Annotated in this window: 8 protein-coding genes and 1 pseudogene; 3 read left to right on the top strand and 6 right to left on the bottom strand. The window is 72.6% G+C overall.

What is annotated here, in order from left to right:
* Positions 1-6: 6 nt before the first annotated feature.
* From CGL27_RS32160 to CGL27_RS32140, 4 genes and pseudogenes are all read right to left on the bottom strand, one after another.
* On the bottom strand, positions 7-312 hold the full coding sequence (locus CGL27_RS32160) for an urease subunit gamma (RefSeq protein WP_078643702.1): 306 nt from the start codon (positions 310-312) through the stop codon (positions 7-9).
* A 5-nt stretch (positions 313-317) separates the two neighbouring features.
* A pseudogene (locus tag CGL27_RS32150) lies at positions 318-1,201 on the bottom strand (urea transporter).
* A gap of 796 nt (positions 1,202-1,997) precedes the next feature.
* A complete protein-coding gene (locus CGL27_RS32145) occupies positions 1,998-3,497 on the bottom strand; it encodes a HAMP domain-containing sensor histidine kinase (RefSeq protein ID WP_119991510.1) in 1,500 nt (499 codons plus the stop codon).
* Positions 3,490-4,146, bottom strand: a complete 657-nt coding sequence (locus tag CGL27_RS32140) for a response regulator transcription factor (RefSeq protein ID WP_119991509.1) — start codon at positions 4,144-4,146, stop codon at positions 3,490-3,492. Before CGL27_RS32140 ends, CGL27_RS32145 begins: the two co-directional genes overlap by 8 nt.
* 113 nt (positions 4,147-4,259) lie before the next feature.
* Between CGL27_RS32140 and CGL27_RS32135 the strand changes: the two genes are divergently transcribed.
* On the top strand, positions 4,260-4,826 hold the full coding sequence (locus tag CGL27_RS32135) for a PepSY domain-containing protein (protein ID WP_119991508.1): 567 nt from the start codon (positions 4,260-4,262) through the stop codon (positions 4,824-4,826).
* A gap of 568 nt (positions 4,827-5,394) precedes the next feature.
* Here CGL27_RS32135 and meaB read toward each other — a convergent pair.
* The gene (gene meaB, locus CGL27_RS32130) at positions 5,395-6,354 is read right to left on the bottom strand and encodes a methylmalonyl Co-A mutase-associated GTPase MeaB (RefSeq protein WP_119991507.1); all 960 of its coding nucleotides are present in this window, start codon (positions 6,352-6,354) and stop codon (positions 5,395-5,397) included.
* A 143-nt stretch (positions 6,355-6,497) separates the two neighbouring features.
* Positions 6,498-7,676 (bottom strand): acetyl-CoA C-acetyltransferase, encoded by a 1,179-nt coding sequence (locus tag CGL27_RS32125; protein ID WP_078643692.1) that lies wholly within the window; start codon positions 7,674-7,676, stop codon positions 6,498-6,500.
* 157 nt (positions 7,677-7,833) lie between these two features.
* Here CGL27_RS32125 and mce point away from each other — a divergent pair, with 157 nt between their 5' ends.
* Both mce and scy read left to right on the top strand, forming a co-directional pair.
* Positions 7,834-8,286, top strand: a complete 453-nt coding sequence (gene mce, locus CGL27_RS32120; RefSeq protein WP_059147653.1) for a methylmalonyl-CoA epimerase — start codon at positions 7,834-7,836, stop codon at positions 8,284-8,286.
* A gap of 277 nt (positions 8,287-8,563) precedes the next feature.
* Positions 8,564-12,562: a polarized growth protein Scy gene (scy, locus tag CGL27_RS32115; protein ID WP_119991506.1), complete on the top strand. Its 3,999-nt coding sequence runs from the start codon at positions 8,564-8,566 to the stop codon at positions 12,560-12,562.
* Positions 12,563-12,661: the final 99 nt, after the last annotated feature.

Below are 12,661 nucleotides of genomic sequence, written 5' to 3'. Positions count from 1 at the left end.
GCGGTTTCAGGCGCCGATGGGGTCGTGGCAGGTGACCAGCTTCGTCCCGTCCACGAACGCGGTCTCGACCTGGAGGACGGTGAGCATCTCGCGTACCCCGGGCATGACGTGGTCGGCCGTGACGACCTTGCGGCCCAGCTCCATGCACTCGGCCACCGTGTGGCCGTCGCGGGCGGCTTCCAGGACGGCCTCGGTGATCAGGGCGGCGGCCTCGGTGTAGTTGAGCTTGGTGCCCCGGTCCCTGCGGCGCCGGGCCAGGTCGGCCACCACGTAGACGTGGAGCTTGTCGATTTCGCGCGGTGCGAGGTTCATTGGTGTCACTTCGCTTTCTCTGACGAGATGCCCGGCCGGTCCAAGGCTGGAGCGGCCTCCAGGAAGAGCCAGGTCGTCACGACGAACGGCCAGGTGAAGGGAGATCCGCCGGAGGGCTGGGCGAATGCCTGCCAGGCGGCCGTGAAGGGGACCGAGGCCACGGCGGCGAGCGCGGCGTACCCCGCGGTCCACGGAGTGAGGGTCAAGAAGGTGCCAGTGCGATGGCGACGAGCACCGCGTTGTAGCCGTAGAGCCCCTCGCTGATCCGTTCGGCGGGCAGGCCCATGGCGCAAGCGGTCAGGATCGCGACGACGCTGCCGCAGGCGGCGGCGACGGCGGCGACCCGGGAGGTGATGAGCAGTCCGGCAAGCAGGACCAGGCCCGCGTACCACTTGTCGAGGAAGAAGACCTGACCGAGGTTGTTGCAGAACGCATGGCCGAGTTCCGAGGCCGACAAGGTGGTTGCCCCGTCGCGGGGGAGCGGTGGTGCGGCGGCGGGCGGCGCGGTCGGCAGGGCGATCGCCAGCACCCCGGCGACCAGGCAGAACGGGGCCGTCAGCGCGGGCAGACCGATGCGGCCCAGTAGATGGCCGACCGCCGCGCTCAGCACCGCGCAGACCGCTGCGGCGAGGACGGCGAGCAGTGCGGTCCGCCAGGAGGCGCCGAGCCGGACGACTATGGCGATGCTGGTCAGGCAACCGCAGTAGCCCTCCAGCCCGTTGGCCAGACCGTCCCGGTCGGCGCCCAGCACGGATGCGGCCACGGTGGACGCCGCCGCGCCGAGCAGGCCGTACACGCCGATCCGCCAGCCGCCCGCGAATAACGCGATGGTGAACAATAAGCCGGTCCACGGGCTCGCGCTGAGCGCCACCTGGGCGACGCCCCGCATCGGTATCCGTCCCACATCGGCCGGAGCCCAGCGTCCCGGCTGCGACACCTGCCCTGTTGTAGGCATGACTTTCCCCCTGACGGGAACATGACGAATTCACCGGCACCCCTTGAACCGAGGAGGGCCGAGCTTGATCAACAACTTGTTTCGGAGCCTACGCTCGGAATTGCGAGGCGCGTCGGCGGAAGTTGGTGACCAGGTGAGTGCACAGTGAAATCACCGCTGATGGCGCGGCATATGCGGGCGAACCGGGTTGCCCAAGTCTTGACTCCGTTGGAGAGCCCTTGGCACTACCGAGGTGAAAATTCGACCAAACGGAGTCGGCAAAGTCCCCCCGCACTCACCGCTGTTCCGAGCGGGCGTGAATTCCGCAGGACGGCCGTTTCGCAGGCGGCGCCCGAGTCGGCTGGTCAGGGCGATCGGGCCGCTACGCGGAACGCCTGGGTATCCGCCGGTGCGGTTCTCGGAGCAGTGCCTGACCCGGCTACACGGCGGCCCGGGAGAATTCCGGACGGGCCGGATGGCCGTCGGCCGGACCTGTGTCGATGAGTGTCGACACCCTCCCGGCCGGGCACGGCGCCGCGAACCGCCGCACTTCCTCGTCCGGCACCCCGGCAGGCGCCAGGTAATTCCTCGCCCGGTTCGCTTGTGACGGCTTCACCTGATCTCTTGCGAGGAAGCCCCGGTGTTGCAGGGCTCCGTTGGGAATCCGCGAACCGATGGCGTGATGCTGTTCAAGCGGCGAGTTCGAGGCGGTCCGGGTGAGTGGTTCTGGTCCCGCCGAGCGGAATTGCGGTCAGCCGGGCATCGAGTCGGATGAGTCGGATGATGTTGATCGCGGTGGCGGCGAGTATGTCGCCGAGGTGGGTTTGGGGCAGGCCGGTGCGGCGGACAGCCTGGCCGGCAGCGCCTCGGCGGCCGGCAGCCGCAGCTCGAACAGGGCACCGCCCTCGGGTGCCGCCCGGACGGCCAGGGTGCCGCCGTGGCGCACCGCCACGTCCCGCGCGATGGCGAGGCCGAGCCCGGCCCCGCCATCGTCGCGGCTGCGGGCGTCGTCGAGCCGTACGAACCGCTCGAAGATCCGCTCCCGCTCGCCCTCGGGCACCCCCGCGCCGTCGTCCGCGACCTCCAGCACGGCCCACCGGCCCTCCTCGCGCACCGCCACCCGCACCCCGCCCCGGGCATGCCGCTGCGCGTTGTCGACCAGATTGCCCAGCACCCGGGCGAGCTGCCCGCGCGAGCCCGGCACCGCCACCGGAGCCACCTCCGTACGCACCGGCACCCGGTCCCCCAGCCGCTGGGCCAGCTCCTCGCGCACCAGGGCGTCCAGCGCCACCGACGCGTGGGCGGGCCGCTCCCGCGCGTCCAGCCGGGCCAGCAGCAGCAGATCGGCCGCCAGCCGCTGCAGCCGCACCACGTCCTCCACCGCGCCGTCCAGGTCCAGCAGCTCCGGATGGGCGGCGCCCACCTCCAACTGGGTACGGAGCGAGGCCACCGGAGAGCGCAGCTCATGGGACGCGTCCGCCACGAAGGCCCGCTGCCGCTCGACCGACGCCTCCAGCGCCGTGAGCGTCTCGTTGGTGGTCCGGGCCAGCCGCGCCACCTCGTCGTACGACCCCGGCACGGGCACCCGCCGGGACAGATCCGTACTCGCCGTGATGGCGGCCATCTCCCGCCGGATGCCCTCCACCGGCCGCAGCGCGCGCCGGGTCACCAGCCAGGTCACTCCCGCCACGACCACCAGCAGCAGCGGCAGCCCGATCAGCATCGCCTGCCGCACGGTGCCCACCGCGCCCTGTTCGGTGGCCAGCGGGGCACCCGCGTAGACCGTGACGTCCTCACCGCGGGCGTCGGTGACCTCCAGGGCCGCCCAGCGGTACTCCGCCGTCTCGCCGTCGATCCGGGCCGTACCGGCGCTGTACTGAGGGGTCGAGGAGACCTCCCCCGCGCCGTCGTCGTCATCGTCCTCGCCGGGCGCCGGAACCGGCCGCACCGAGGAACTGCCGGTGCCCGTCACGGCCTGGAGATCGTCACTGACCGCGCGCACCCGGTGGTCCTCGTCCACGATCTGCACCGGGGTGTCGTCCCCGAGGTCCACCTCCCGGTACGCCACCCCACCGGCGACCTTCGAGGCGACCGCCCGGGCGGTCGCCCCGGCATCCACCTCGGCCCGGTCCGCCAGATTGCTCCGCAACACCCCGAGCACCGCGAACCCCGCGGCCACCAGCGCCACCGCGACCACCACGGTCGCACCCAGCGCCGCCCGCGCCCGTACGGAACCGAAGACCCTACCCACGGAGCCGGTACCCCGCTCCCCGCACGGTCTCGATCAGCCCGGCGCCCAGCTTGCGGCGCAGGGCGCTGATGTACACCTCGACGATGTTGGGGTCGCCGTCGTACGCGAAGTCCCAGACGTGCTCCAGGATCTCGGCCTTGGAGACCACGTCCCCCGGCCGCAGCGCCAACTGCTCCAGTACGGAGAACTCCTTGGCGGTCAGCGCGATCTCACCACCACCCCGCTCCACCCTGCGCGCACCCCGGTCCACCGACAGCTCCCCGACCCGCACCACCGGTGAGGCCCCGGCCCCCCGCCGCCGCAACAGCGCCCGCACCCGGGCCACCAGCACCACGTACGAGAACGGCTTGGTCAGATAGTCGTCGGCGCCGGTATCGAGCCCCTCGGCCTCGTCGTACTCGCCGTCCTTGGCGGTGAGCATCAGGATCGGCACATCGCTCCCGGCCGCCCGGAGCGCCCCGCACACGTGGTAGCCGTTCATCCCCGGCAGCATGATGTCGAGAACGATCAGGTCGTAGTCGCCCTCCTGCGCACGGTGCAGCCCCTCGCGCCCGTCATGGACGACATCCACGGCGAACCCCTCGGCCTGCAACCCCTTGGCCAGCGACAGGGCCAGCCGCCGCTCGTCCTCCACAATCAGCAAACGCATACGACCAGCCTCCCAAAGCGAACCTGAAGATCTCTTCAGGCGGCTTCAGCTCGGCTTCAGCATCGCTCCCCGATGGTGGTTGACGTCCGAACACGACCCGGGGAGGAACCCTCATGAAGCGCAACATCGTCATCGCATCGGTCACCGCGGCCGCTCTGCTCAGCGGTACGGCCGTCGCCGTGGCAGGCACCCAGTCCTCGTCCACCGGGGCCCCGACCACGCACACGACCAACGCGTCCGGGACCACCGCCCGCGCGTCCTTCTCCGACGCCGCGCACGCCGCGCTCAAGGCCGTCCCGGGCACGCTGGACTCCCTCGACCGGGACCACGGCGCCCGGACCACCTGGGACGCGGAAATTCTCGGCAAGGACGGCAAGTGGCACGAGGTCACGCTGGACGGGTCGACCGCCAAGGTCCTGAACCAGCACATCGACAGGGACACCGACGCCGAGGACGCCGCCGAGGCCAAGGCCCTGCGGAACGCCGACATCTCGGCCACCGAGGCGGCCCGGAAGGCCGCGTCCAGCGGCACCGTGACCTCCGTGGAGTTCGACGGCGACCGCACCCCGGTGTGGGAGGTCGAGACCGTCAAGAACCACAAGGAGCGTGACCTGAACGTCAACGCCCAGTCCGGCAAGGTCACCCAGGCCCCGTCCGACGACGACGGCGACGACGACTAGGGAGAGCCGCGAGGGGACAGGGCAGCCCCCACCCCGCCCCTTCCCACAGCATCAATATGCGGCTCCGCCGCGCGGAATGGGGCTCCGCCCCGGACCCCGCTCCTCAAACGCCGGAGGGGCTGAATCCACGGCCCCGGACTGAACGTGAGCCGGACGGACGCCCTGCGGCCACCGGCGGGCAGCCGGGAGGGGGCGGGGCCGCACCCAACACCCGACCCCCGAACTGAACGCAGGACGTACAGGCGCCCGCCACCGGGGCGCGGTCGCCGGCGAGACGGGAGGGGGCGGGGCCGCACCCACCCAACACCCGGCCCCTGGGGTGAACGCAGGACGGACAGGTGCCCCGTGCCACCGGCGGGAGGGGGCGGGGTCGCAGGGGTGGGGTCCTGGACGCTTACGTGTATTTGTGGCGCCAATCCCCGACCAACTCAACGCCCCCGGTCAATGGCGCCGTAAATATACGGTCCAGGGCCCCGCCCCGGAGGCCCCGCACCCGGCACCCACAACGCACCCCGGGCGCACCCGAAGCGCACCCCGGGCACCACGCCCACGCACCCAGGCGCACCCGTCACCCCCGCTCCGTGACCCCCGCAACCAGCTCATCCGCCGCCGTATACGGATCCAGCTCACCGGCCACGACCCGCTCCGCGAGCGCCCCCAGCCGCCGATCCCCGTGCAGATCGCCGATCCGCTCCCGTAGCGCCGTCACCGCGATCGTCTCGACCTCGCCCGCCGCCCGCCGCATCCGGCGCTCCGCGAGCACCCCGCGCTCCTCCATCCACGCACGGTGCTTCTCCAGCGCCTCGACAACCTCATCGATCCCCTCGCCGCGCGCCGCCACGGTCTTCACGATCGGCGGCCGCCAGTCCCCCGGCGCCCGCCCCTCGCCCAGGCCCAGCATGTGGTTGAGCTCGCGGGCCGTGGCATCGGCCCCTTCCCGGTCGGCCTTGTTGACCACGTACACATCGCCGATCTCCAGGATCCCGGCCTTGGCCGCCTGGATCCCGTCCCCCATCCCCGGCGCGAGCAGCAGCACACTCGTATCGGCCTGGGCGGCGATCTCGACCTCGGACTGACCGACGCCCACCGTCTCCACCAGCACCACATCGCACCCGGCCGCGTCCAGCACCCGGATGGCCTGCGGGGCCGCCCAGGCGAGCCCGCCGAGGTGGCCGCGCGTGGCCATGGAGCGGATGTAGACGCCGGGGTCGGAGGCGTGCTCCGACATCCGTACGCGGTCGCCCAGAAGCGCCCCGCCGGAGAACGGCGAGGACGGGTCGACGGCGAGGACGCCCACCCGCTTGCCCATCCGCCGGTAGGCGGAGACGAGCGCGGAGGTCGAGGTGGACTTGCCGACGCCCGGCGAGCCGGTCACCCCGACCACGTACGCGCCCCCGGCCAGCGGAGCGAGCGCGGCCATCACCTCGCGGAGCTGCGGCGAGGCACCCTCGACCAGCGAGATGAGCCGGGCGACCGCACGCGGCCGCCCCTGCCGCGCCTGCTCCACCAGCGTGGGCACATCAGCCATGGGTGCCGTACTCCTTACCGCTCCATCATCGCTACATCACAACGGAAACCGACTCCCCGCGAGGAAGACCACCCACAGGCAGCCACCACAGGCAAACCACTGACAGGCGGCCACCCACAGGCAGCCGCCCACAGGCAAACCCCCTACTCCCCCGCCGGCACCCGCAGGATCAGCGCATCGCCCTGCCCACCCCCACCGCACAGCGCCGCCGCCCCGGTCCCGCCCCCACGCCGCCGCAGCTCCAGCGCAAGATGCAGCGCGATCCGCGCACCGGACATCCCGATGGGGTGGCCGAGGGCAATCGCGCCCCCATTCACATTCACCCTTTCGGGGGAAACACCTAGATCCTTCATGGACTGCACGGCGACCGCGGCGAACGCCTCGTTGATCTCGATGAGGTCGAGATCGTCCACCGTCAGCCCCTCCTTGCCCAGGGCGTGCGCGATCGCGTTGGACGGCTGGGACTGGAGGGAGTTGTCGGGTCCCGCCACATTCCCGTGGGCGCCGATCTCGGCGATCCACTCCAGCCCCAGCTCCTCGGCCTTGGCCTTGCTCATCACGACGACCGCGGCGGCCCCGTCCGAGATCTGCGACGACGTGCCCGCCGTGATCGTCCCGTCCTTGGCGAACGCGGGCCGCAGCCTGCCCAGCAACTCGGCCGTGGTCTCGCCGCGGATGCCCTCGTCCTTGTCGAAGACCACCGGCTCGCCCTTGCGCTGCGGGATCTCCACGGGGGTGATCTCGGCGTCGAAGAGGCCGTTCTTCTGCGCGGCGGCGGCCCGCTGGTGGGACTGGGCGGCGAACTCGTCCTGCTCGGGGCGCTGGATGCCCAGCCGGGTGTTGTGCTTCTCGGTGGACTCGCCCATGGCGATGGACTCGAAGGCGTCGGTCAGCCCGTCGTGCGCCATCGCGTCGAGCATCTCGACCGCGCCGTACTTGTAGCCCTCGCGGGACTTGGGCAGCAGATGGGGGGCGTTGGTCATGGACTCCTGCCCGCCCGCGACCACGATGTCGAACTCGCCCGCGCGAATGAGCTGGTCGGCCAGGGCGATCGCGTCCAGCCCGGAGAGGCAGACCTTGTTGATCGTGAGGGCGGGCACGCTCATCGGGATGCCGGCCTTGACCGCCGCCTGCCGGGCCGGAATCTGCCCGGCGCCCGCCTGGAGCACCTGCCCCATGATCACGTACTGCACCTGCTCGGCGCCGACCCCGGCCCGCTCCAGCGCGGCCTTGATCGCGATTCCGCCCAGGTCGGCGCCGGAGAACGAGCGCAGGCCGCCGAGCAGCCGTCCCATGGGCGTCCGGGCGCCCGCCACCATCACAGAGGTCGTACGAGTCATTGGTGCGTCCCCTTCACGAGGAGAAGGAAGTTAACGAGGGTTATCGTCAATGTACTGACGAGTACCCGCGCGGTCACCGGCGCATCGGTGTGATCGCGCGCACGTTGCGTAACCGGCTGTGCGGCGGTGCACTGTTCCCATGTTGACGAGAATCGACCACATCGGGATCGCCTGCTTCGACCTCGACAAGACCGTTGAGTTCTACCGTGCCACGTACGGCTTCGAGGTGTTCCACTCCGAGATCAACGAGGAGCAGGGCGTCCGCGAGGCCATGCTCAAGATCAATGAGACCTCCGACGGCGGGGCCTCGTACCTGCAGCTTCTCGAGCCGATCCGGGAGGACTCCGCGGTCGGCAAGTGGATGGCCAAGAACGGTGAGGGCGTCCACCACATCGCCTTCGGCACCGCCGATGTCGACACCGACTCCGAGGCCATCCGCGACAAGGGCGTCCGGGTCCTCTACGAACAGCCCCGCCGTGGCTCGATGGACTCCCGGATCACCTTCCTCCACCCCAAGGACTGTCACGGTGTGCTGACCGAGCTCGTCACCGCCGCGGACCCCGCCGCCCACAAGGGCGAAGAGGATCACTGAAGCGGACCACTGACCTACCCCTTCCCCGGCCGGTAGAGTGCAGCATCGGCCGGGGTACGGAATCGGAAAGGGATCGGGGTCCGGCCCGGGCTTCGCCGATGATCTGACACCATTTCTTCGGAAGGGCCAGCTCCGGTCCGACCCGGCACGCACTTCGCCTGGTCGGTACCGCAAGGGAACCGTCGAGGAACCCCTGGGCACCGCAAGGGACCACGGGGGACCACGAGGGTGACGGAGCCGGCCGCCAACGCGACCAGGGGACGGATGGGACCGCGCAGTGCGGGGCTACGACCGCTACGAGCCTGACGATCAGCTCTCCAAGTTCGAGGCCGAGATGGAGCGGCTGAAGACCGAGCGTGAGAAGGCCGTCCAGCACGCCGACGACCTCGGCTACCAAGTCGAGGTGCTGCGCGCCAAGCTGCATGAGGCGCGCCGTAACCTGGCGGCCCGCCCCGCCTACGACAGCGCCAACGTCGGCTACCAGGCAGAGCAGTTGCTGCGGGACGCCCAGCTCCAGGCGGACCAGTTGCGCGCCAACGCCGAGCGTGAGCTGCGCGAAACCCGGGCGCAGACCCAGCGGCTGCTCCAGGAGCAGGCCGAGCGGCAGGCCCGGCTGGAGGCCGAGCTGCACGCCGAGGCCGTGGCCCGGCGCCAGCGGCTGGACCAGGAGCTGGCCGAGCGCCGCGCCACCGTCGAGTCGCATGTCAACGAGAACGTGGCCTGGGCCGAGCAGCTGCGGGCCCGTACCGAGGCGCAGGCCCGCCGGCTCATGGACGAGTCCCGGACGGAGGCCGAGCAGGCCCTGGCCGAGGCGCGCGCCGAAGCGCAGCGCATGACCGAACAGGCCCGTCAGCGGCTGGGCTCCGAGGCGGAGGCCAGCCGTGCCGAGGCCGAGGCGATTCTGCGCCGGGCCCGCACCGACGCCGAGCGGCTGCTGACCAACGCGGGCACCCAGGCCCAGGAGGCCACCGACCACGCGGAGCAGCTGCGCACCACCACCGCCACCGAGGCGGACCAGGCCCGTCGTATCGCGGCCGAGCAGACCCGCGCCGCCGAGCAGCGGATGCAGGAGGCCGAGCAGGCGCTGCGCGAGGCGCGCAGCGAGGCCGAGAAGGTCGTCACCGAGGCCAAGGACGCGGCGGCCAAGCGGCTCACGGCGGCCGAGTCGGACAACGAGCAGCGCACCCGTACCGCCAAGGCGGAGGTCGCCCGGCTGGTCGGCGAGGCCACCAAGGAGGCCGAGCGGCTGCGGGCCGAGGCCGAGCAGCTGCGGGACGACGCCCGCGCCGAGGCCGAGCGGATGGTCGCCGAGGCGGGCGACGACGCCCGGGCCAGGGCCGCCGAGGACTCGGCGGCCCAGCTCGCCAAGGCGGCCCGGAGCGCCGAGGAGGTGCTGACCCGCGCCTCGGAGCAGGCGCAGGCCACCACCAAGGCGGCCATCGACGAGGCCGAGCGGATCCGGGGCGAGGCCGAGGAAGAGGCGGACCGGCTGCGGGCCGAGGCGCACGACACGGCCGAGCAGCTCAAGGGCACGGCGAAGGACGACACCAAGGAGTACCGCGCCAAGACCGTCGAGCTGCAGGAGGAGGCGCGTCGGCTGCGCGGCGAGGCCGAGCAGCTCCGGTCGGAGGCGGTCGCCGAGGGCGAGCGGGTCCGCACCGAGGCGCGCCGGGAGGCGGTCCAGCAGATCGAGGAGGCGGCCAGCACCGCCGAGGACCTGCTGACCAAGGCGAAGGCCGACGCGGAGGAGACCCGCTCGGGTGCCACCGCCGAGAGCGAGCGGGTGCGCACCGAGGCCATCGAGCGGGCCAACGCGCTGCGCCGGCAGGCCGATGAGCTGCTGAAGCGGGCCCGCGGCGAGGCCGAGGAGCTGGTGACCTCGGCCGAGGAGCAGGCCGAGCGGGTCAAGTCGGAGGCGTCCACCGCGGCCGAGGAGCTGCGCGAGGAGGCCGAGCGGGCCGCCGAGGACCGCCGTTCCGAGGCCGAGGGCGAGCTGAACCGGCTGCACCAGGAGGCCGAGCAGCGGCTCTCCTCCGCCGACGAGGCGCTGCGGGACGCCCGCACCGAGGCGGAGCGGCTGCGCAAGGAGACCGCCGAGGAGATCGAGCGGCAGCGCGCGGAGTCCGCCGAACGGCTGAACGCGCTGCGCCAGCAGGCGGAGGACGAGGCCGTACGGCTTCGCGACGAGGCCGCCGCGGACGCGTCGAACGCGCGCGCCGAGGGCGAGTCGGTGGCCGTACGGCTGCGCGGCGAGGCCGCCGCGGAGGCCGAGCGGCTGCGCTCCGAGGCCCAGGAGACGGCCGACCGGGTGCGGGCGGAGGCGGCGAGCGCCGCCGAGCGGATCGGCACCGAGGCCGCGGAGGCCCTGGCCGCCGCCCAGGAGGAGGCGGCCCGCCGCCGCCGCGAGGCCGAGGAGCTGCTCGCCGACGCCCGCGAGGAGGCGCAGGCCGAACGGACTGCGGCGCGGGAGCAGAGCGAGGAGCTGCTGGCCGCCGCCCGGAACCGGGTCTCCGAGGCGCAGACCGAGGCGCAGCGGCTGGTCGAGGAGGCCGAGCGGCGCTCGGCCGATCTGGTGGCCGCCGCCGAGCAGACGGCGCAGCAGGTGCGGGACTCGGTCGCGGGGCTGCACGAGCAGGCCGAGCAGGACATCACGGCGCTGCGTACGGCCGCGGAGCACGCCGCGGAGCGGATGCGCGGCGAGGCGCAGGGCGAGGCCGACCGGGTCCGCGCGGACGCCCAGGACGAGCGGGAGCGCGCCTCGCAGGACGCCACGCGGGTGCGGCGGGAGGCCCACGAGGAGTCCGAGGCCGCCAAGTCGCTCGCGGAGCGCACGGTCGCCGAGGCGATCGCCGAGTCGGAGCGGCTGACCGAACAGGCCCGCGAGGAGGCCGGCAGGCGCCGCGCCGAGGCCGCCGAGCAGGCGGACCGGCTGGTCGCCGAGGCCACCCACGAGGCCGAGCGGCTGCGCGCGGAGGCCAACGAAACGCTCGACGAGGCGCGCCGTTCGGCCCACAAGAGCCGTGCCGAGGCGGCCGAGCAGGCCGATACGCTGGTCGGCGGCGCGACCGAGGAGGCACAGCGGCTGGTCTCGGAGGCCACCACGCGGGCGCAGGCGCTGCGTACGGAGGCGTCCGACGCACGGGCGACGGCGGAGCAGGACGCGGCCCGCACCCGCGCCCAGGCCCGCGGCGATGCCAACAACATCCGCTCGGAGGCGGCCGAGCAGGCCGACCGGCTGATCGCCGAGGCCCGGCACGAGGCCGAGCGGCTGCACGCGGAGGCCAGCGGCGAGGCGGAGCGGCTGCGCAGCGAGGCCGCGGAGACCGTGGGTTCGGCGCAGCAGCACGCGGCGCGCACCCGCGCCGAGGCCGAGCGCATCGAGACCGAGGCGGCGGCCGAGGCGGAGCGGATCCGTAACGAGGCGCAGGCCGAGGCGGACCGGCTGGTCGACAGGGCACGCGAGGACGCCAACAAGCGGCGTTCCGACGCCGCCGAGCAGGCCGACCGGCTGATCACCGAGTCCGCGGCGGAGGCCGAGCGGCTCACCTCCGAGGCGCGGGAGGCCGCGCTGCGCACGGCGACCGCGGCCGAGGAGCAGGCCGACACCATGGTGGGCGTGGCCCGCCAGGAGGCGGACCGGGTGATCTCCGAGGCCACGGCCGAGGCCAACGGCATGGTGGAGAAGGCCCGTACGGACTCCGACACCATGCTCAGCGAGGCCCGGGGCGACGCCACGGCCATCCGGGAGCGCGCCGAGGAGCTGCGCACCCGTACCGAGGCCGAGGTCGAGGAGTTGCACGAGCGGGCCCGCCGGGAGTCCGCGGAGCAGATGAAGGCCACCGGCGAGCGGGTCGACAAGCTGGTCGCGGCCGCCACCGCGCAGCTCATGAAGGCGGAGGAGAAGGCCAAGTCGCTGGTCGCGGAGGCGGAGAGCGAAGCGAGCCGGGTGCGGATCGCGGCGGTGAAGAAGGCCGAGGGTCTGCTCAAGGAGGCCGAGCAGAAGAAGGCCGAGGCCGACCGGGAGGCGGAGCGGCTCCGGAACCAGGCCACGGACGAGGCACAGCAGATCGTGGACGAGGGCAAGCGCGAACTCGAGTTGCTCAAACGGCGCCGCGAGGACATCAACGCGGAGATCTCCCGTGTCCAGGACGTGCTAGAAGCGTTGGAATCCTTCGAGACCCCCGCGTCGGGTGGCGCGGGTGGCAAGGAGAACAACGGAGTCAAGACAGCGGCGGGCGCGGGTGCGACGAGGAGTGGAAAGCGGTCGGAGGGGTAACCGTATGCGGGGTACGAGGGTCGGCTGTGCCCGTCCGCGTCAATTTCGTGTAACTCTCGCGTCAGTCCGCGTCCATCACGGCATGTCCGTATCATCCCG

This window comes from Streptomyces sp. 11-1-2 (assembly GCF_003595545.1).
In the GTDB taxonomy this organism is placed as follows: Bacteria; Actinomycetota; Actinomycetes; order Streptomycetales; family Streptomycetaceae; genus Streptomyces; species Streptomyces hygroscopicus_B.
The sequence above is the reverse complement of the archived record's forward strand: the minus strand, read 5'-3'. Positions and strand labels throughout refer to the sequence as shown.

Bases quoted from the DNA above. Each gene is read 5' to 3' on its own strand.
- CGL27_RS32160 (WP_078643702.1), bottom strand. From the start codon at position 312: ATGAACCTCGCACCGCGCGAAATCGACAAGCTCCACGTCTACGTGGTG.
- CGL27_RS32140 (WP_119991509.1), bottom strand. From the start codon at position 4,146: ATGCGTTTGCTGATTGTGGAGGACGAGCGGCGGCTGGCCCTGTCGCTG.
- CGL27_RS32135 (WP_119991508.1), top strand. From the start codon at position 4,260: ATGAAGCGCAACATCGTCATCGCATCGGTCACCGCGGCCGCTCTGCTC.
- meaB (WP_119991507.1), bottom strand. From the start codon at position 6,354: ATGGCTGATGTGCCCACGCTGGTGGAGCAGGCGCGGCAGGGGCGGCCG.
- mce (WP_059147653.1), top strand. From the start codon at position 7,834: ATGTTGACGAGAATCGACCACATCGGGATCGCCTGCTTCGACCTCGAC.